General features: G+C 39.0%; 11 protein-coding genes, 21 tRNA genes, 2 rRNA genes and 1 pseudogene. 1 reads left to right on the top strand and 34 read right to left on the bottom strand.

The features are described from left to right. Positions 1–71: 71 nt before the first annotated feature. The 6 genes and pseudogenes from ACQ5H4_RS22640 to ACQ5H4_RS22615 form a co-directional block, all read right to left on the bottom strand. The gene (locus tag ACQ5H4_RS22640; protein WP_119709563.1) at positions 72–428 is read right to left on the bottom strand and encodes an ArsR/SmtB family transcription factor; all 357 of its coding nucleotides are present in this window, start codon (positions 426–428) and stop codon (positions 72–74) included. A gap of 24 nt (positions 429–452) precedes the next feature. Beyond that, positions 453–2196, bottom strand: a pseudogene (locus ACQ5H4_RS22635) (SulP family inorganic anion transporter). A gap of 137 nt (positions 2197–2333) precedes the next feature. Continuing rightward, on the bottom strand, positions 2334–3152 hold the full coding sequence (gene menB / locus ACQ5H4_RS22630) for a 1,4-dihydroxy-2-naphthoyl-CoA synthase (protein ID WP_160546883.1): 819 nt from the start codon (positions 3150–3152) through the stop codon (positions 2334–2336). A gap of 31 nt (positions 3153–3183) precedes the next feature. Continuing rightward, complete coding sequence (gene menH / locus ACQ5H4_RS22625) at positions 3184–3990, bottom strand: 2-succinyl-6-hydroxy-2,4-cyclohexadiene-1-carboxylate synthase (RefSeq protein WP_430777123.1); 807 nt, start codon at positions 3988–3990, stop codon at positions 3184–3186. Further along, a complete protein-coding gene (menD, locus tag ACQ5H4_RS22620) occupies positions 3990–5741 on the bottom strand; it encodes a 2-succinyl-5-enolpyruvyl-6-hydroxy-3-cyclohexene-1-carboxylic-acid synthase (RefSeq protein ID WP_430777122.1) in 1752 nt (583 codons plus the stop codon). The genes menH and menD overlap by 1 nt, the downstream gene beginning before the upstream one ends. Next, positions 5741–7144, bottom strand: coding sequence for an isochorismate synthase (locus tag ACQ5H4_RS22615; protein WP_430777121.1), 1404 nt, complete (start codon positions 7142–7144; stop codon positions 5741–5743). Before ACQ5H4_RS22615 ends, menD begins: the two co-directional genes overlap by 1 nt. A gap of 320 nt (positions 7145–7464) precedes the next feature. Here ACQ5H4_RS22615 and ACQ5H4_RS22610 point away from each other — a divergent pair, with 320 nt between their 5' ends. Continuing rightward, a complete protein-coding gene (locus ACQ5H4_RS22610) occupies positions 7465–8403 on the top strand; it encodes a 1,4-dihydroxy-2-naphthoate polyprenyltransferase (protein WP_430777120.1) in 939 nt (312 codons plus the stop codon). Positions 8404–8449: 46 nt separating this feature from the next. Here the strand turns inward: ACQ5H4_RS22610 and ACQ5H4_RS22605 are convergent, their stop codons facing one another. The 28 genes from ACQ5H4_RS22605 to ACQ5H4_RS22470 form a co-directional block, all read right to left on the bottom strand. Continuing rightward, on the bottom strand, positions 8450–10858 hold the full coding sequence (locus tag ACQ5H4_RS22605; RefSeq protein WP_430777119.1) for a glycogen/starch/alpha-glucan phosphorylase: 2409 nt from the start codon (positions 10856–10858) through the stop codon (positions 8450–8452). Next, a complete protein-coding gene (gene glgA / locus ACQ5H4_RS22600) occupies positions 10848–12299 on the bottom strand; it encodes a glycogen synthase GlgA (RefSeq protein ID WP_430777118.1) in 1452 nt (483 codons plus the stop codon). The genes ACQ5H4_RS22605 and glgA overlap by 11 nt, the downstream gene beginning before the upstream one ends. Beyond that, positions 12296–13315, bottom strand: a complete 1020-nt coding sequence (locus tag ACQ5H4_RS22595; RefSeq protein ID WP_430777117.1) for a GlgC family sugar phosphate nucleotidyltransferase — start codon at positions 13313–13315, stop codon at positions 12296–12298. The genes glgA and ACQ5H4_RS22595 overlap by 4 nt, the downstream gene beginning before the upstream one ends. Before the next feature lie 47 nt (positions 13316–13362). Then, on the bottom strand, positions 13363–14505 hold the full coding sequence (locus tag ACQ5H4_RS22590) for a glucose-1-phosphate adenylyltransferase (protein WP_430777116.1): 1143 nt from the start codon (positions 14503–14505) through the stop codon (positions 13363–13365). Beyond that, on the bottom strand, positions 14453–16390 hold the full coding sequence (glgB, locus tag ACQ5H4_RS22585; RefSeq protein ID WP_430777115.1) for a 1,4-alpha-glucan branching protein GlgB: 1938 nt from the start codon (positions 16388–16390) through the stop codon (positions 14453–14455). The genes ACQ5H4_RS22590 and glgB overlap by 53 nt, the downstream gene beginning before the upstream one ends. A gap of 498 nt (positions 16391–16888) precedes the next feature. Further along, a tRNA-Glu gene (locus ACQ5H4_RS22580) sits at positions 16889–16960 on the bottom strand. Between the two features lie 3 nt (positions 16961–16963). Further along, a tRNA-Ser gene (locus ACQ5H4_RS22575) sits at positions 16964–17054 on the bottom strand. A 3-nt stretch (positions 17055–17057) separates the two neighbouring features. Next, positions 17058–17133 (bottom strand) — tRNA-Asn (locus ACQ5H4_RS22570). 36 nt (positions 17134–17169) lie between these two features. Continuing rightward, positions 17170–17246 (bottom strand) — tRNA-Ile (locus ACQ5H4_RS22565). 5 nt (positions 17247–17251) lie between these two features. Next, positions 17252–17325: transfer RNA gene (locus tag ACQ5H4_RS22560), tRNA-Gly, on the bottom strand. 10 nt (positions 17326–17335) lie between these two features. Next, positions 17336–17411, bottom strand: a tRNA-His gene (locus ACQ5H4_RS22555). A 21-nt stretch (positions 17412–17432) separates the two neighbouring features. After that, positions 17433–17508 (bottom strand) — tRNA-Phe (locus tag ACQ5H4_RS22550). Between the two features lie 6 nt (positions 17509–17514). Further along, positions 17515–17590: transfer RNA gene (locus ACQ5H4_RS22545), tRNA-Asp, on the bottom strand. Positions 17591–17627: 37 nt separating this feature from the next. Next, positions 17628–17701: transfer RNA gene (locus ACQ5H4_RS22540), tRNA-Met, on the bottom strand. A 20-nt stretch (positions 17702–17721) separates the two neighbouring features. Further along, positions 17722–17814 (bottom strand) — tRNA-Ser (locus tag ACQ5H4_RS22535). 13 nt (positions 17815–17827) lie between these two features. After that, positions 17828–17904 (bottom strand) — tRNA-Ile (locus tag ACQ5H4_RS22530). A 29-nt stretch (positions 17905–17933) separates the two neighbouring features. After that, positions 17934–18010, bottom strand: a tRNA-Met gene (locus ACQ5H4_RS22525). Positions 18011–18096: 86 nt separating this feature from the next. Beyond that, a tRNA-Ala gene (locus ACQ5H4_RS22520) sits at positions 18097–18169 on the bottom strand. 17 nt (positions 18170–18186) lie between these two features. Then, positions 18187–18263 (bottom strand) — tRNA-Pro (locus ACQ5H4_RS22515). Between the two features lie 13 nt (positions 18264–18276). After that, positions 18277–18353, bottom strand: a tRNA-Arg gene (locus ACQ5H4_RS22510). A gap of 47 nt (positions 18354–18400) precedes the next feature. After that, positions 18401–18489 (bottom strand) — tRNA-Leu (locus ACQ5H4_RS22505). Between the two features lie 12 nt (positions 18490–18501). Further along, positions 18502–18576: transfer RNA gene (locus tag ACQ5H4_RS22500), tRNA-Gly, on the bottom strand. A 34-nt stretch (positions 18577–18610) separates the two neighbouring features. Continuing rightward, positions 18611–18695: transfer RNA gene (locus tag ACQ5H4_RS22495), tRNA-Leu, on the bottom strand. A gap of 35 nt (positions 18696–18730) precedes the next feature. Continuing rightward, positions 18731–18806: transfer RNA gene (locus tag ACQ5H4_RS22490), tRNA-Lys, on the bottom strand. A gap of 7 nt (positions 18807–18813) precedes the next feature. Further along, positions 18814–18889: transfer RNA gene (locus tag ACQ5H4_RS22485), tRNA-Thr, on the bottom strand. A gap of 102 nt (positions 18890–18991) precedes the next feature. After that, positions 18992–19067 (bottom strand) — tRNA-Val (locus ACQ5H4_RS22480). A 6-nt stretch (positions 19068–19073) separates the two neighbouring features. Then, positions 19074–19189: ribosomal RNA gene (rrf, locus tag ACQ5H4_RS22475) — 5S ribosomal RNA — on the bottom strand. A 237-nt stretch (positions 19190–19426) separates the two neighbouring features. Further along, positions 19427–19575, bottom strand: a 23S ribosomal RNA gene (locus ACQ5H4_RS22470); the annotation flags it as partial.

The following is a 19575-nucleotide window of genomic DNA, read 5'->3' as shown; positions in this document are numbered from 1 at the left end:
TAATCACGTTATCAAATTGTTTTATTTTTTTCAATGATCATGCTAAAGTGCGACATAAAAAACCGAAGAACTTAATTCTTCGGCACGATGTTCCCTTCCTCTTCCTTGTCAGTAAAACGATCTAAAATGGTTATTGTATCAACAAGATGATTGTTAAATATTTGGCGCGCAACCGCTAATAGTTCAATGATCATCGGATCCTTTAGCGTGTAAATGACTTTATTCCCTTCCTTTGTCCCTGACACGATATTTTTGGCTCGTAAAATCGTTAATTGCTGCGAAACAGATGATCCTTCGCTACCGATGAGTGTTTGTATTTCATTTACGTTCTTATCCCCTTCGGCTAACAGTTCAAGAATGCGTATTCTTAATGGATGAGCCAAAGCCTTAAAAAACTCTGCTTTAAACTGTTGCATCTCTAAATTCAAGCGTTTCACTTCCTTGTTTCATTACTAGAAGGTAGTAGGCTGTAGTACTTTCCCTTCAGTAGATTCGGGTTTTGAAAGTTTGGTACACTCTCTGAAAGCAAAGTGTCTACATCCTAAACACTTATTTTTGTCCACCTGTTTTAACGCGAATTCAATCGCTTCCCCAGTGTTCTCAAAAAAGTGTTCGTGACCTATTTTGTCATATAGACCCGTTCGCATTAATACATTTTTTGGCTGCTCGTTTATTCCTGATATGATAACTATACCATTTTTTGAAAAATGGGACACAATACTGGCTAAATTTGCTTCCCCCGTTGTATCCATAAGAGGCACCCTACTCATTCGTAACAACAATATACGAGGCCGATAGTGAATAGTATCCATGATTGAAAATTCAAAGGTTTGAGCGGCTCCAAAAAAGAGGGGACCTTCTACATTGTAAATGCTAATTTGCGGACAATCATGTATATCCGTCACCACATGATTTTCTACTTTTCCATGCTTATGATGTAAATTAGGTAATGCTTTCGCAGTCGTGACTAGATCGCTCATTCTTTTTGTAAATAAGATAGCGGCTAATATTAATCCGATTTCAACAGCCGTCGTTAAATTAACAAAAACGGTTAGTAAAAAGGTAACTACCAGAACGATGGAGTCAGTAGATCTTGTTTTTAGAACATGAGCAAATACCTTCCTTTCACTCATATTCCATGCAACCACCATTAATATCGGTGCCATACTAGCAAGTGGAATATAGGAAGCAAATGGCGAAAAAAACAACAAAACTAGCAAAACGACAACCCCATGTATGATTCCAGATAAAGGGGAAACTGCTCCATTTTTAATATTGGTAGCTGTTCTTGCAATAGCTCCTGTTACCGGAATGCCCCCAAATAGTGGAGTAACCATATTTGCCATTCCTTGTCCGATCAATTCTTTATTGCTGTTGTGACGGGTGTTTGTCATGCCATCTGCCACAACGGCCGAGAGCAATGATTCTATTCCTCCGAGCATGGCAATAACAAAGGCAGGTTTTAATAGAGTAAGGATCATTTCAATACTTACGTTTGGCAAATGTATGCGTGGTAATGAGTTTGGGATAGCACCGTATGCAGAACCAATTGTTTCCACCTGCCCAGGATAAAACCAGGTAGCTACCAAGGTTGATGCAAGTAAGCCCAGTAGTGGACCAGGAACTTTAGGGGCTAACCTCGGTGAGAGGGTGATGATTAGCAAGCATATCGCCGCAGTTAATACACTATAAAGATTCATTGAATGAAAATGTGTAACAATTTCTAGCAAATTACTAATAAATTCTTCATGCTTTTGAATTCCAACAAGTCCAAGAAAACTTGCCATTTGTCCTAAAAAAATAGTAACAGCGATTCCCGATGTAAAACCAATAGTTACGGGTCTAGGAAAATACTTGATAAGTGAGCCAAATTTTAAGATTCCCATAATAAGGAGCATAATACCAGCTAAAAAACCTGCAATTAATAGATTTTCATATCCGTAAGTCATAACGATTCCAAAGAGGATGGGAATAAAGGCTCCAGTCGGACCTCCAATCTGAAATTTAGATCCCCCTAACAAGGAGATAAGGATTCCTCCTACAATGGTTGAAACTATACCATATTCTGGTTTGACACCTGAAGCAATCGCAAAGGCCATTCCAAGCGGAATAGCGATGACACCAAATTAGACCAGATAGTACATCCTTTGGAATACTACTTAACGAATAATTTGAAAATCTTTTATCACTTAACATGTTCACCCTTCTTATCCCTTTTATTTGTATATCTGATTATTTGAATATACAATAACTTAAAGTTGTTTTACAAGATATTTTTTCAAAAAAAAAAGAGCCTGGCTATGTAAAAGCCAAGCATCTTTCTCTCTAACCTATCAAGGAAAACGAGGGAATTGACCGAAGTCTGGTTTGCGTTTTTCTTTAAACGCATCGCGCCCTTCCTTTGCTTCATCCGTTGTGTAATAAAGGAGAGTTGCATCTCCAGCAAACTGTTGAATTCCAGCTAATCCATCTGTATCTGCATTAAATGCTGCTTTTAAGAAACGAAGAGCGGTTGGACTCTTTTCTAGCATTTCCTCACACCATTTAATCGTTTCTTCCTCCACTTGCTCAAGAGGAACAACTGTATTTACTAGCCCCATATCAAGTGCTTCTTGCGCATTGTATTGACGGCATAAATACCAAATTTCTCGTGCTTTTTTGTGTCCAACGATTCTTGCTAAATAGCCGGAGCCATATCCAGCATCAAAGCTACCCACTTTAGGACCCGTTTGTCCAAAGATTGCATTATCAGCAGCGATGGTTAAATCACAAACGATATGTAAAACATGTCCTCCACCAATCGCATACCCCTTTACCATCGCAACAACTGGCTTAGGAATTACACGAATTAAGCGTTGAAGATCAAGAACATTTAAACGAGGGATTTCGTCTTCTCCAACGTAACCACCATGTCCACGTACTTTTTGATCTCCTCCTGAACAGAATGCTTGGTCTCCAGCTCCTGTTAAGACGATTACACCAACATTACGGTCGTCACGTGCATAAGCAAACGCATCAATTAATTCCATTACCGTCTTAGGACGAAATGCATTTCGCACTTCAGGACGATTAATGGTAATCTTTGCAATGCCATTATATGTTTCATATAGAATATCTTCGTAATTTCTTTGAGATACCCACTCAGCTGTCAATGTGTTTTCCTCCCTTAATTAAGAATTGGATTTATTTCGACAAAAACCCACTTACTATTGTACCAAATTTTTCAGGTTGTTCCACATGTATTGCATGACCACATCCATCAATATTTATCCACTGACTGTTTTTTAGACATTTTGACATCTTTTCAGCAATAATAACAAATTTCTTGTCGATGGATCCCGTAAGCAATAAGACTTCACCTGAATACCCATTTAGTGTTTCCCAATAGCTGGGTTGTGACCCTGTGCCCATTCCAATCAAACTATTTGCCAATCCTTTAATAGAATTTTGCTTTCTTTGCTCTTTTATTCGTTGTTGAATAAGTGATGGTAATTTTTTTTGGCTTTCGAATAATGGGATTTTGCCCCAATATTCGACAAACCAATCTAATCCACTTTGTTTTATTTCATTGGCCAACTGTTGGTCCTGTTCTCTTCGACTACTTCTATCTTCCTTTGTTATAAGTCCCGGAGAAGCACTTTCGAGTATAAGCTTACGTACCATAGTTGGATTCATCAGCGCAAAGGCAAGCGCAACCCGACCTCCCATCGAATATCCAACCACATCTGCTTGACCTATATTTAAATATTGTAAAATATAACGCAAATCCGCTACCACTGACTTCATTTCGTATCGTTCAATCGAATCGGGGGAGGACGATCTTCCATGACCGATGAGATCAATTTTAATGATTCTCGAGTTTTTCTTTAACTCTTCTTCACATTCCGACCATGTAGAGATATCACCGGTAAATCCATGAAGTAAAATAACCGGAAAACCAACTCCTGATACTTCGACATGATATTCTACCCCATTCACCTCAATAATCATCAGTTTTCGCCATGCAAATCCCGACTAATTTCCCGGGAAACATAATCCCACAAATTTCGATGCTCTTGTAGGTTTTCATCTCTTTTTGTCGGAACTTCAATAACCGATAATCCTTCTTTCGCCAAAATTTGCTCAAAAGAGGAAGCAAGCTCCATCCAAGTGGAAACTCGGATAAATGTCCCTCCGTACATAGAAACAGCTGGTTCAAAATCAAGGTCTAAAGGAGTACCAAATAGTCGTTCAAAATGTTTCGGATGACTTGCTTGAGGAAGGAAGCTAAAAATCCCACCACCATTGTTATTAATCACAATAACACGAAGATCAATCTGATATAACTTAGAAGCAATGAGTCCGTTTAAATCATGGAAAAAAGTCAAATCTCCAAGTACTAAATACATAGGTTTGTGAACGGTGCCAGCACCTAGAGCGGATGAAACCACTCCATCAATTCCGTTTGCCCCACGATTGGCCATAATTCTAATGGACTTTGAATTATTATAGAAAAAAGAATCCACATCACGTATTGGCATGGAATTGCCAACAAACAAGGTAGCTCCATCCGGCAGTAATTCTACTAGTTCATAAAATAAACGACCCTCACTGAGGGATTCATTTTCCTTCACACGGAACAAAGCTGTTTTTGTTATCTCATTCATTTGTTGCCACTTACCAAGAAACATTGTATCCTGGTGTTCATTTAAAAGAGGGAGAAGAGATTCACAAAATTCTACTTCATCACAATAAACCATGTTTGTCGTTAACAAAGATGGGTCTCTCCATCCTTCCCCGCCATCAACCACAAATTGAGGGACTTCTTCATTCTTTTTCATAAACAATGAAAATGCCTTCGAGATAGGCATTGCACCAAAACGAATAATTACATCTGGTGCTAAATGACTTACGACATCATCATTTCTTAAAAATGTATCATAGCTATCTATAATATGTACAAACTCATGCTTTCCACTTCGAAGCTGAGATAAAGGATCCGCAATAATCGGATACTGAAGCTTTGCAGCTAGCATAGTGATGGCTTTAGCAAAGGTTGGATGATCGATTTCACCACAAACAATTAAACCATTTGCATGTTCATTCAACACGTTCGCAATGGATTGTAATTGACCTTCATTCAGTGCCAAGTGACCTTGTTCAATATGAACATAACCATTTTCTCTCTCTGCCATGACAAATATATTTTCACTTGTTAAATCAGGAACCAGTGGTTCACGAAGTGGAAAATTTAAATGAACGGGACCAGCTGGCGAAGATAAAGCGGTTGCAACAGCGCGCCCAGCAACGGTGCGCGCATAACGAAGCATCTCTTTGGAGCCTTCCGGTTGAGACATCTCGATAAACCATTTTACATGCTTCCCGTATAAATTCACTTGATCCATTGCTTGTGGTGCACCAACATCACGAAGTTCATGTGGTCGATCCGCTGTGATGACCATTAGAGGTACTCTTGATAAATTCGCTTCAGCTATTGCAGGGAAATAGTTCGCTGCTGCTGTACCTGATGTACATAACAAGACTGTTGGTTTTCGGGAAGCCTTGGCCATCCCCAACGCAAAAAAGGCTGCTGATCTTTCATCTACATGAATATGAAGACGAAGATCAGGATGTTCAGCCATAATCATTGCAATAGGAGTGGACCTTGATCCAGGGCTAACAACAACGTCCTTTACTCCTGCATGTATTAATTCTGCTACAAAAGAAGCAATGTATTTCGTTAATGCTTGTTGGTGATTCATTACTCTTTCCCCCTTAAGGCAGAAAGCATCGGACGAAACTTAATATTCGTCTCCTGATACTCACTGTCTACGTTTGAATCCTTAACGATTCCACAACCGGCGAATAAAGAAGCCTGGTTTCCTTGTAACAAACCTGAACGTATAGCGACTGCAAATTCCCCATTGCCTTCAAAATCAATCCAACCGATTGGTGCGGCATACATTCCTCTATCTAAGTCTTCCATTATCCGAATGCTTTCTACTGCTTCTTTTCTTGGCAACCCACCTAAAGCAGGCGTTGGATGAAGCAGGTTCACAAGCTGAAGTAACGAACTTTCCTCATCAGCAATTCCAACCACTGGCGTGTATAAGTGCTGGATATGCTTATTTTTCAACAACTGTGGGTGAGATGGAATTCGTACTTCATGGCATACCTTTTCCATTGCCTCTTTGATCATATCAACAACAAATTGATGTTCATTTAAGTTTTTTTCATCACATAGAAGCTCATTACCTAATAGCTCGTCTTCTTTTAACGTCTTCCCTCTAGCAATGGAACCGGCCAAACAGGTCGAGTACACAGTGTTTTTTACCTTCTTTACTAATCTTTCTGGTGATGCCCCAATAAAACAGTCACCTTTCGATTCAAAGGCAAAAACAAAACTATCTCTCTGTTCCTCTAAAAGATTCATAATCACGGGCTCTACAGGGATCTGCTCCTCAAACTGAAGTCTAAGCTCTCTAGCAAGCACGACCTTTTTCATGGTCCCTTCCTTTAATAATTCTACTACTTCGCTCACACGTTTCTTCCAATTTTCAGAATGAACTTCATTTACTTGTGATAGGTTGGACAGACGTGGCATTGATTCTTTATCAATTCCACTGAATAACGCTTTTCTTTCTTGTTCAGCTACCTCATACAATGTATCATCATCTTCGGCCGTACAAAGAATGTTAGTTGTTAAATAGTACTCTCCTTTTAATACACTTACAAGGTATTTGGGTATGTGGAAAAGAGAATGTGGAAACTGTGCCCAACGATCTGTTTTCTCTTTTAATGGATCAAAAGAAAATCCTCCGAACATTATTGGTCCTGTAGCTGTTAGTTTCTCTTCCATTAGCATGATGCTATTATTCATAAGCTTTTGCCATTGCTTCTCCACATGAAAAAAGCGGCCAGAAGCCTGATCCGATTGTATTTCTTTACATATTCCAATGCCAATCATAACTACTTCATCAGAGGGATCTTTCCAAAAAAAGCGTTCGCCAACAAATTGGTCTCTTCCAGCTGTAAACACGGACAGAGGCTGAACCGGATGAATCCTTTGGACTTCGCTAACTAATACGGGCATTGAAAGCTTCCGAGCTCTCTCAATTGCTTCAATGATCCCTTCTTTAAGCTCCGTATTCTGAATGGTAACCAAATTCGTACAACTCCTGTTAAATAACGTTATAAACTTATTTTAAGATACACCTCAATCCAAGACCATGTCAACAAAAGGCATCTTGAAAAACCTATATCTTTCCTTATTATAAGCTATTTCTATCTATTTTGAGATATTATAACCTTAAATGTTTTTCCTGCACAAAAAATTATCGTAGAAAATATGGAAATGGTCTCCTTCATTAGGAAGGAAAATTTAATTGACACACTCCTTCGTTTTTCCTACACTTGAATTTGGATATGAATTATTTTAAGCTTATATAGTTTTGACAAATAAATATAGAAATGGGGAGAGGTACGATGCAACCACAAATGCAAACGGGTCCTTCGCCTACGTTTAAGGGGAAAAATTGGAGAGTCTGGTGGCAACTTACACGACCACATACGTTAACAGCTGCCTTTGTTCCAGTATTATTAGGAACCGCATTAGCCTTACCATTAACATCTATTGATCTTGGGCTATTTATCGCCATGCTTATCGCTTGCTTACTTATACAAGCGGCAACAAATATGTTTAATGAATATTATGATTTCAAACGTGGTCTCGATAACGAGCATTCTGTAGGTATAGGTGGAGCCATTGTTCGTGAAGGAATTCAACCAGCAACCGTCATGAAAATAGCTCTTAGCCTTTATGGTATTTCCATGCTGCTAGGAGTATATATTTGTATGAATTCTAGCTGGTGGCTTGCTGCGATTGGTCTAGTTTCAATGACAGTTGGTTATTTATACACGGGAGGCCCTATTCCGATTGCGTACACACCCTTTGGAGAAATATTTGCAGGATTCTTTATGGGAATGCTGATTATATTGATTGCTTTTTATATTCAAACAGGCTTTATTACTATGATTAGTGTATTAATTTCTGTACCTATTGTCATAACAGTAGGTGCCATTCTACTTGCCAATAATATACGTGACCATGATGGTGACAAAGAAAATGGAAGAAGAACATTAGCGATCCTACTTGGTCAAAAAAGAGCGATCGTTCTTTTAGCAGGAATGTTCATTGTCTCATATGCATGGGTGTTTACTCTTATTGGTTTGGACTATGCTTCTGCATGGTTAACGATCGTACTGCTAAGCTCACCAAAGGCAATAAAGGCGATTAAAGGATTCATCGGAAAAACCAAACCCGTTCAAATGGTGCCAGCCATGATAGCGACAGCCCAAACAAATACGATATTTGGATTTTTGTTATCAATTGGTCTATTTTTAGGACATTTCTTAAATAGTTAGACAAAAGAGGAGACCATTTCCATTAAAATGGTCTCCTCTTTCTTATTTACCTGACTTTGCCTTTTACAGGAGAGATACTCCAAATGTCATCCGCATACTGCTGTATGGTTCGATCACTTGAGAAAAAACCTGAATTCGCTATATTTGCTAAACTCATCTTTAACCATTTATTTTGATCAGTATATGCTACCCCTACTTCTCTTTGGGCTTCCACATAAGATGAGAAATCACGCAAAACAAAATACTGATCATTTTCCATTAATAATGAATCATGGATCGGCTCAAACTCATTATCAAGATCACCAAAATATCCGTTTGTTAATTGATCTACCACTTGGCGAATACGTTTATCATGGTGATAATAGTCGACAGACGTATAGCCACCATACTGGTAATAATTCATTACTTCTTCTGCTGTTAATCCAAAAATAAATATATTGTCATCACCAACATGTTCCTTGATTTCAATGTTCGCTCCATCAAGCGTACCTAAGGTAAGTGCACCATTCATCATAAACTTCATATTACCTGTTCCCGAAGCTTCTTTACTAGCAGTCGAAATTTGTTCACTCACATCTGCCGCAGGAAAGATTTCTTCAGCTAATGACACACGGTAGTTTTCAAGAAACACTACTTTCAATCGATCAGATACCGTTTTATCATTATTTATTTTTTCTGCAATGGTATTAATGAGTTTAATAATCTTCTTTGCATAGTAATAACCTGGTGATGCTTTCGCTCCGAACAAGAATGTTCTTGGATGCATTTGAAAGCTTGAATCCTCTTTTAAGCGATTATACAAATACATAATATGAAGAACATTTAAGAGTTGTCGTTTATAAGCATGCAATCTCTTTACTTGAACATCAAATATAGATAAAGGATCAACGACAATACCTGTCTTTGCTTTAATTTTTTCTGCAAGTGATTTCTTATTATTCTGCTTGATTTCATACAACTGCTCTAAAAATGCAGAATCTTGCTGGAAAAACTGAAGCTCTTTTAAATGCTCGGGCTGATTGATCCACTTCGTACCAATCCCCTCATTGATCAAATTCGTCAGTTTCGGATTGGATTTAATCAGCCAACGCCTATGGGTAATCCCATTTGTTTTATTATTAAACTTCTCAGGAAATACTTGATAAAATTGGTTCATTTCTCTTTGTTTTAATATTTCTGTATGAATGGCTGCCACTCCATTCACACTGTATGAACCAACAATCGCCAAATGAGCCATTTTTACTTGGTCATGAGCAATGATTGCCATATCCTCAATTTTCTGCCAAGCTCCTGGATACTGTTTCCAAAGGTCTTGGCAAAATCTCTCGTTTATTTCATTTACAATCATAAAAATTCTTGGAAGCAACGGTTGAAAAATTCGAACCGGCCATTTTTCTAGAGCTTCTGCTAAGGTTGTATGATTCGTATATGAAATGGTGTTTGTTGTAATATGCCAAGCTTCCTCCCAGCTCATTCCTTCCTCGTCAATAAGTACCCTCATTAATTCGGGAATAGCTAACACGGGATGCGTATCATTTATATGAAGACCCACATATTTATGAAAATCTATTAAACTAGCATGTTGTTTGCGATAAGATCTCACAATCGAACGAATACTTGCAGAGACAAGGAAATACTGCTGCTTTAAACGCAGAATTTTTCCTTCATCATGCGTATCATCGGGATACAAAAACTCTGAGATAAGCTCCGTATCACGCTTATATTTCATAATATCTCGATTCATTGGATACGGTGTCGTTTCGGCACTCCATAAGCGCAACGTGTTAACAGTGTCTGTCTGATAACCTACCACAGGAAGGTCATATGGCACGGCCATTACCGTTTCCGCTTCAAGATGACGAAATTCGATCTTTCCATTAATGTTGATCGCTTCGACTCTTCCCCAAAAAGGAACATCTACAGCTAAATCCGCTTTCCTTACTTCCCATACATGGCCATGACGAAGCCATTGCTCAGGTAATTCTACTTGAAATCCATCTACAATTTTCTGCTCAAATAAGCCGTGCTTATAGCGAATACCACATCCATGACCTGGAAGATCTAAAGTAGCTAGCGAATCCATGAAGCAGGCTGCAAGACGGCCTAAGCCGCCATTACCAAGTGCTGCATCTGCTTCCATTTCCTCTAAATCACTAAGATCAATTCCTAGCTCCTTAAGCCCTTCTTCCACTATATGATCAATTCCTAGGTTAAGAAGGTTATGCCTTAAAAGCTTTCCGAGTAGAAACTCAATAGATAAATAATAAATTTGTTTTTCTTTCTCAGCTCGATAACTTTCATTTGTCTTGATCCAGTTTGAGCTTACATATTCACGGATCATGATTCCTAGAGTATGATAGTGATCTCTCTTCGTACTTTCTTGAAAGCTTTTTCCACAAGTCATTTCGAGACGTTGTAAAAACGTTTCCGTGAACATTTCTTTATTAGAAAACATGAGTTTCACTCCTGGATATAAGTTGAGCATATAATTGATTGTACTTAAAAGCAGACTGTGCCCAGCTGTTATCAATGCTCATTGTATGCTTAACAAGATTATTCCAAACCCGATCATTTTCGTAAAAATGGATGGCACGTTTAATGGTATACAACATATCATGCGCATTAAAATTCTTGAAGGAGAAACCATTCCCTTCTCCTGAGAATTCATCATATGCCGTTACCGTGTCATTTAGACCCCCAGTTTCCCGAACGATAGGGATTGTGCCATAACTCATCGCAATCATTTGACCTAACCCACATGGTTCAAATTTTGAAGGCATGAGGAAAAGGTCAGCACCTGCATAAATTTGATGAGCTAGACCTTCATCAAAACCAATATATGCTTTAAATCGATCTGGATACTCCCGCTCCATGTCTCGAAAGAAATTTTCAAACTCGTCATCCCCCGTTCCAAGAATGAGGAATTGAATCGGCTCCGCCATAATTTCATGAAACACATGTTTAACAAGATCTAACCCTTTTTGTTTTGTTAATCGTGTGACCATAACCATTAATGGAATTTGTGAAGCCTGAGGCAAGCCAAATCGTTTTTGAATGGCCTTTTTATTTACTAGCTTATGGTTACGATGATTGGCATCGTAAGTTTTCACAAGAAAAGAATCCTTCTCTGGATTATAAAATTCATCATCAATTCCATTTAGAATTCCTTCTAGATCACTTACACGACTTCTTAACAATCCATCCAGCTTTTCTCCATAGTACTCCGTTTGTATTTCGTCCATATATGTTGGACTAACGGTAGTAATTCGATCAGACGCAATAAGTGCTGCTTTCATAAAATTTATATTTCCATAAAACTCAAGCTGATCGGTATTAAAATATGAATCATCTAAATCAAATAAATCCTTTAAAGCTTCCTTAGGCATAATACCTTGAAATCCAAGATTATGAATGGTAAATACCGTTCGCATAAAACCATAACCATTTTTCTTTTGATATTCCGTTTTTAGCAAGAAAGGAATCATTCCAGTATGCCAATCATGGCAATGAATCACATCTGGATAGTAATCTAACATCCTAATCGCTTCAAGTACGGCTCGGTTAAAAAAAGCAAACCGTTCACCATCGTCAAAATATCCGTACAGGGCTTCTCTCTTAAAATAGTATTCATTATCTATAAAATAATAAGTAATGCCATCGTGTATATACTCTTCAATACCACAAAATTGATTTCTCCAACCAACATTCACAATAAACTCATGTTTTTTTGTCATTTTTTCACGTAATTCTTGAGGAATGGTACCGTACTTCGGCATCATTACTCTTACATCTGTACCAAGTCTTTTCAACTCTTTTGGTAGAGATCCTGCTACATCTGCTAACCCTCCAGATTTAACGAAAGGTACACATTCCGAAACTGCAAATAAAACTTTCACGAATTCATCAACGCCCCTTGTACTGTTCCTTTACGAACCACATATGGTAATTCTTTTGTGCCATACATCATCGTTCCATCATTTACCTTAACATCTTTATCTAAAACAACGGAATCTAATACGCAATTTTCACCAATTTGACATTTTTGCATGATGATGCTGTTTTTTATTACCGATCCCTTGCCGATTTTTACAGCACGAGAAATAATACTATTTTCAACTGTTCCTTCAATTAAGCACCCATTGGCAATTACAGAATTTTTCACGGTGGCTCCTGTAAAATACCTAGTTGGTGGCTCATCCTTTACTTTTGTAAATACTGGCTGATTCTTTAAAAATAGTTCCTTCCAAATGGATGGAGTTAATAGCTTCATACTTTCATTAAAATACGTAGTAATCGAGTCAACCATAACTGCGTATCCTTTAAATTCATAATGACATTGACGATAAGGACTGTTAATATCTGTCACAACATCTCTCATACAAGTATATCCCGTTTCGTCTCTTGTCTCGAAAAGTTCTACTAAAAGAGATTTCTTTATTAAAAACATATGAAGAGACCGTCCGTCTTTTCTTACTTCTGTAATATCACAGCCACTTTTGATATGCCAATCAAGCATAGGCTCAAAATTCATATTACAAACAGTAAAGCAATTTGAGATGAGGGCGTACTGTTGGTTACTTCGATCAAAGAAATCTTTATTTGCAGCAAAATGATTAAATGATGTTATTTCTTTTTCTTCTGCAGGGGCTGGAAAAAAGAATAATCCATCGCGTTTACGATTTAAGTCCCAATCCTTCCCAGACCCCAAATGATCCATTAAGGAACGGTATTGGTTTTTCGGGAAAATTGCCACACTCTTTATTCCAGAATTGACCATGTTTGAGAGAATAAAATCTATTAATCGATATCTCCCTCCAAATGGTACTGCAGCTAATGAACGATGTTGGATTAGATCCTCTAATCCTTTTTGATAAGTTGTTGCATCAATTACTCCAAGCAGCTTTCTATCCATCCTTACCCCTCATCTCCTCATTTTATTTGTTCTCTTTTCTCTGTATTTTAAAGGGATTGAAGCATATCCTCTGTTACTAACACAATATCATCATCTGCATCTGGTAATGCACGAATAATTGTTCCATCTGGTATTACCATTTCTGACGGGACAATTGCCTTTTCAATAAACACATTTTTTCCAATCACTGCATCTGGCATGATAACTGATTCTTTAATAAGAGCGCCTTTCTCAACCTTTACTCCTTGAAAAAGAACCGACTTCTCAATTTCTCCTTCAATCACACAACCCTCATTGATGAGTGAATCAATAACGAGTGCGTCATTTGATATAAATTGTGGTGGTTGATTTGGGTTAACTGAGTAAATTCTCCAAGTATAATCAAATAAATCTAATCCACACGTATCATCTAGAAGATCCATATTTGCTTCCCAAAGACTACGTACAGTTCCGACATCCTTCCAATAACCACTAAAAGGATAGGCAACTAGTTTCTTCTGGTCTGAAAGCAAAGTCGGCAGAATATCCTTTCCGAAATCATGGCTTGAATCTGGAAGAGCAGCATCCTTTATCAAATATTCTTTTAGAACAGACCATTTAAAAATATAAATTCCCATAGAGGCTAGATTGTTTTTCGGATTTGCAGGTTTTTCATCAAATTCGACAACCTTCATATCGCTATCAGTATTTAAAATACCAAATCGACTTGCTTCCTCCCAAGGTACTTCAATGACCGAAATGGTAGCATCAGCATCTCTTTTAATATGGAAATCTAGCATTAATTCATAGTTCATTTTGTAAATATGGTCTCCGGACAGAATAAGTACGTATTCCGGATCATATTGAACTAAGTAATTTAAATTTTGATAGATGGCACAAGCAGTACCTGTATACCATTTCATCTCCTTGGATTCACTATAAGGTGGAAGAACAGTAACTCCACCATTTTTTCGGTCCAAGTCCCATGCACTTCCGATTCCAATGTACGAATTTAACACTAGTGGTTGATACTGAGTTAGGACACCCACCGTATCAATTCCAGAGTTCGTACAATTGCTCAATGTAAAATCAATGATTCGGTACTTCCCTCCAAACGGTACAGCTGGTTTTGCTAAATTTGAAGTTAAGGAATGTAACCTACTTCCTTGCCCTCCTGCTAACAGCATAGCTACGCACTTCTTCTTTGCCATTTCCTTTTCTCTCCTTTCGATGTTTAACGGGACGCAATATAGAAACCCCAAATGGAGGTATCCTCATCATGATGTGATGCTCTCTTCCATGAAAACTTTCATCAATCGTTTCTATTGGCTTTTTATTTATTACACCGGATCCTCCAAATTCAACCGCATCTGTATTCAATATTTCTCGATACGTACCTTCTTTGGGAACTCCGATCTTATAATCTTCATAGGTCTTTTCTGTAAAATTACACACAATAACCAATGGATCTCCTTCTTCGCCTTTTCTAACAAAAGAGAAAATCGATTGATCACGGTTATTTACATCAATCCATTCAAATCCTTCATGTAAATGATCAAGCTCATATAAAGGTTTATTGCGCTTATATACCTTGATCAATTCTTTTACAAAAAGATTCATTTTCCCATGCATCTCATAATCTAATAGATGCCAATCCAATTCTTCTTCATCTTTCCATTCAGAGAACTGACCTAGCTCAAATCCCATGAAAAGAAGTTTTTTCCCTGGATGTCCAAACATATATGCTAATAAAAGCCTTAGTTGAGCAAATTTCTGCCAATAATCTCCTGGCATTTTATCCAGTAACGATTTCTTTCCATGAACAACTTCGTCATGTGAAAATGGAAGGATATAATTCTCCGAAAATGCATAAAGAAGGGAGAAGCTGACTTTATCGTGAAATTGTGAGCGTTCATTTGAACCTGTTTCCATATAGGAAAGCATATCGTTCATCCAGCCCATATTCCATTTGTAGTTAAAACCTAATCCACCGTAGTGAGTTGGGGAAGTTACCTGTGGCCAATCAGTAGAGTCCTCGGCAATCATCAAAAGCTGTGAATCATATTGATATACAACTTGATTTAACTTCTTTAAAAATGCAATACCAAATTCATTTACTCGCTGACCATCTGAATTAGGCCAATAAATGATATTTGAAACCGCATCTACGCGAAATCCGTCCACATGAAAGTATTCCATCCAATACAATGCATTAGAAATTAAGAAACTCTGCACCTCTGTTTTACTTAAGTTAAAATTAGCAGTCCCCCAAGTAAAATTTTCACGATCAACTTCTGTTTCATACTCATAAACCCAAGATCCATCAAATCGATGTAAACCATGTGAATCTTTACAGAAATGACCAGGAACCCAATCCATAATTACACCAATATGATTTTGATGACATTGGTCAATAAAATACATTAAATCGTGAGGCGTTCCATAACGACTAGTAGCAGAAAAATATCCTGTTCCTTGATAGCCCCAAGAAATATCTAGTGGATGCTCCACTAGTGGCAACAATTCAATATGTGTAAATCCATGTTCAAGTACATAAGGAATGACCTCGTCTGCTAATTCACGATACGTAAAAAAGCTACCGTCCTCTTTCTTTTTCCATGATCCAACATGCATCTCATAAATAACGGTAGGACTTGTATATACTTTGTTTCTCTCTTTTTTCTGAAGCCATTTATAGTCGTTCCATTGGTATCCATCTAAGGAATAACATATGGAAGCTGTTTTTGGCCGTTCTTCAGAGAAAAAGGCATATGGATCAGACTTCAATAATATTTCACCAGTGGATGTGTGAATTTCATATTTATAAAGGCAGCCCGTTAAATCCTGCTCAACAATGAGCATCCATACCCCTTCATCATTTACCTTTTTAAATTCATAACCACTTCCATTCCAATTGTTTACATCACTAGCAAGAGATACTTGTGTTGCGTTTGGTGCCCACACACAAAATCTTGTGCATTTCTTTTCATCAATAGTAAGAACATGAGCACCAAACAGACGATAGCATTCAAAAAAATTTCCCTCATGAAACAAGTGCAGCTGGTATTCAGTTGGATGAATCAAATCCAAAATCATTCTACTCCCTACCTATTCTTTAGTTTTGTACATTACTTTTACTGTATAATTCTCGCCACTCTTTCAAATCCCTCTTTAATTTTTCTGACAATTAACTGTCCATTTCGACATAATTATCTATAAGGCCAATGTTTTCGACAGCATTCATCCCTTTAACGCAGCAAACTGCAAAAAATGATAGAAATTATTTTTTAATAGATAATAAATTTTATGATGCAGATATAGAGATATATGCTATTTATTTGGTGTTAATGAAAAAATATGTATTTTAAATTTTAAAATAACTGAAATTTGAATAATATATTCAAGAGGATTTATTTATGTGATGAGGTGGTTTTTATGAAGAAAAATGAAAGGGTTTTCATATAATTGTCGAATATTGGAAATGTTAAATGAACTTTGAGGATATTTGATATAAGAGGTAATAGAGTAGTTTGTGGAGGTATAGGAGGACCTAGAAAATCAAAAAAAACATTGAACAAATGTTCAATGTTTTTATGACCCCTACGGGATTCGAACCCGTGTTACCGCCGTGAAAGGGCGGTGTCTTAACCGCTTGACCAAGGGGCCATATGGCGGAGAAGGAGGGATTTGAACCCTCGCGCCGGTTACCCGACCTACACCCTTAGCAGGGGCGCCTCTTCAGCCTCTTGAGTACTTCCCCATATGGCTCCACAGACAGGACTCGAACCTGTGACCGTTCGGTTAACAGCCGAATGCTCTACCAACTGAGCTACTGTGGAATAATAGTAAGTTATTTTACTATCCTAAAAACACTATGGTGGGCCTAAATGGACTCGAACCATCGACCTCACGCTTATCAGGCGTGCGCTCTAACCAGCTGAGCTATAGGCCCTTATTTGGAGCGGGTGATGAGAATCGAACTCACGACATCAGCTTGGAAGGCTGAGGTTTTACCATTAAACTACACCCGCATAAAACTTATGGGGCGACTGATGGGAATTGAACCCACGAATGCCGGAACCACAATCCGGTGCGTTAACCACTTCGCCACAATCGCCATAATTCAACTGAATATAAATGGTGGCTCAGGACGGAATCGAACCGCCGACACAAGGATTTTCAGTCCTTTGCTCTACCGACTGAGCTACTGAGCCACAATATGGCGGTCCCGACCGGGATCGAACCGGCGATCTCCTGCGTGACAGGCAGGCATGTTAACCGCTACACCACGGGACCAAAGTTTTTCTCAAGTTTCCCTGAAAATAACTTTTAATTGCGGGGACAGGATTTGAACCTGCGACCTTCGGGTTATGAGCCCGACGAGCTACCAGACTGCTCCACCCCGCGACAATATTATTTTTTAAAAATGGAGGAGGTAGAGGGATTCGAACCCCCGCGCGGTATGACCCGCCTGTCGGTTTTCAAGACCGATCCCTTCAGCCGGACTTGGGTATACCTCCAACATATTATAAATGGTGGACCTTGTAGGACTCGAACCTACGACCGGACGGTTATGAGCCGTCTGCTCTAACCAGCTGAGCTAAAGGTCCAATAAATAAAGAAACCTGGTTAATAGTTTTGGTAGCGGCGGAGGGGATCGAACCCCCGACCTCACGGGTATGAACCGTACGCTCTAGCCAGCTGAGCTACACCGCCAAAGTAATTCATTGAATTTTTAATTCACATGTTCCTGAATTAATGAAGATTTTTTCACTATACTACGTTACGTGAAAAAATCTAAGTGGAGCCTAGCGGGATCGAACCGCTGACCTCCTGCGTGCAAGGCAGGCGCTCTCCCAGCTGAGCTAAGGCCCCATAAATATCGAGTTAGATGGTCGGGAAGACAGGATTCGAACCTGCGACCCCTTGGTCCCAAACCAAGTGCTCTACCAAGCTGAGCTACTCCCCGATTATAACTAATATGGCGCGCCCGAAAGGAGTCGAACCCATAACCTTCTGATCCGTAGTCAGACGCTCTATCCAATTGAGCTACGGGCGCATATTTTTCATTATAAAACTTTGGATATTTTACTTTGTAAAAATCCTTGGTGCCGAGGACCGGAATCGAACCGGTACGGTAGTCACCTACCGCAGGATTTTAAGTCCTGTGCGTCTGCCAGTTCCGCCACCCCGGCAAAATAAGTTCTTGGAGCGGAAGACGGGATTCGAACCCGCGACCCCAACCTTGGCAAGGTTGTATTCTACCACTGAACTACTTCCGCATATGGTAAGTTATTTTGCTATCGCAAAAAACTTTGGTGCGGGTGAAGGGAGTCGAACCCCCACGCCTTGCGGCGCTAGATCCTAAGTCTAGTGCGTCTGCCAATTCCGCCACACCCGCATAATGTAAAGTTATTTTGCTGAAGTAAAAAACTTTGGTGAGCCATGAAGGACTCGAACCTTCGACCCTCTGATTAAAAGTCAGATGCTCTACCGACTGAGCTAATGGCTCGTACAAATGGTGCCGGTGAGAGGACTTGAACCCCCAACCTACTGATTACAAGTCAGTTGCTCTACCAATTGAGCTACGCCGGCAAACAATGATTAGTTATCTTCACTTTGTGAAGGAAAATCATTTAAATGGATAGTTATTTTCACTTAGTGAAGGATAAATATTTTCGCTTCGCGAAAAATTTTTGGTGGAGGATGACGGGATCGAACCGCCGACCCCCTGCTTGTAAGGCAGGTGCTCTCCCAGCTGAGCTAATCCTCCATTACCGCCTGGCGACGTCCTACTCTCACAGAGGGAAACCCTCAACTACCATTGGCGCTGAAAAGCTTAACTTCCGTGTTCGGTATGGGAACGGGTGTGACCTTTTCGCTATCGCCACCAGACTATTTATGCGACACTATTTATTATAATAGTTTTCCGCAATTTTTCAAGAGAAATTTTTACCATTCTCTCAAAACTAGATAATGAATGAAGAAGAAGAAATACACGGGTATCACTTTGCATAAACGAGCTCCGGCGGCTAGTCCCTCGTGGTCATAAGCCAAAGCCTTCCAGAGGTCAGGACCTCTTACAGTCTTCGTCTTATGCCTGTCGGGCCTAACCAAGCCGCCTACGCATCTTAGATTAAGTCCTCGATCGATTAGTATCAGTCAGCTCCACACGTCACCGCGCTTCCACCTCTGACCTATCAACCTGATCATCTTTCAGGGATCTTACTAGCTTACGCTATGGGAAATCTCATCTTGAGGGGGGCTTCATGCTTAGATGC

It is taken from the genome of Bacillus coreaensis (assembly GCF_050586445.1).
GTDB lineage: Bacteria > Bacillota > Bacilli > Bacillales > Cytobacillaceae > Robertmurraya_A > Robertmurraya_A coreaensis.
This window is presented reverse-complemented; position numbering and strand designations above follow the sequence as displayed.

Bases quoted from the DNA above. Each gene is read 5' to 3' on its own strand.
- menH (WP_430777123.1), bottom strand. From the start codon at position 3,990: ATGATTATTGAGGTGAATGGGGTAGAATATCATGTCGAAGTATCAGGA.
- menD (WP_430777122.1), bottom strand. From the start codon at position 5,741: ATGAATCACCAACAAGCATTAACGAAATACATTGCTTCTTTTGTAGCA.
- ACQ5H4_RS22610 (WP_430777120.1), top strand. From the start codon at position 7,465: ATGCAACCACAAATGCAAACGGGTCCTTCGCCTACGTTTAAGGGGAAA.
- ACQ5H4_RS22605 (WP_430777119.1), bottom strand. From the start codon at position 10,858: ATGTTTTCTAATAAAGAAATGTTCACGGAAACGTTTTTACAACGTCTC.
- ACQ5H4_RS22595 (WP_430777117.1), bottom strand. From the start codon at position 13,315: ATGGATAGAAAGCTGCTTGGAGTAATTGATGCAACAACTTATCAAAAA.
- ACQ5H4_RS22590 (WP_430777116.1), bottom strand. From the start codon at position 14,505: ATGGCAAAGAAGAAGTGCGTAGCTATGCTGTTAGCAGGAGGGCAAGGA.
- glgB (WP_430777115.1), bottom strand. From the start codon at position 16,390: ATGATTTTGGATTTGATTCATCCAACTGAATACCAGCTGCACTTGTTT.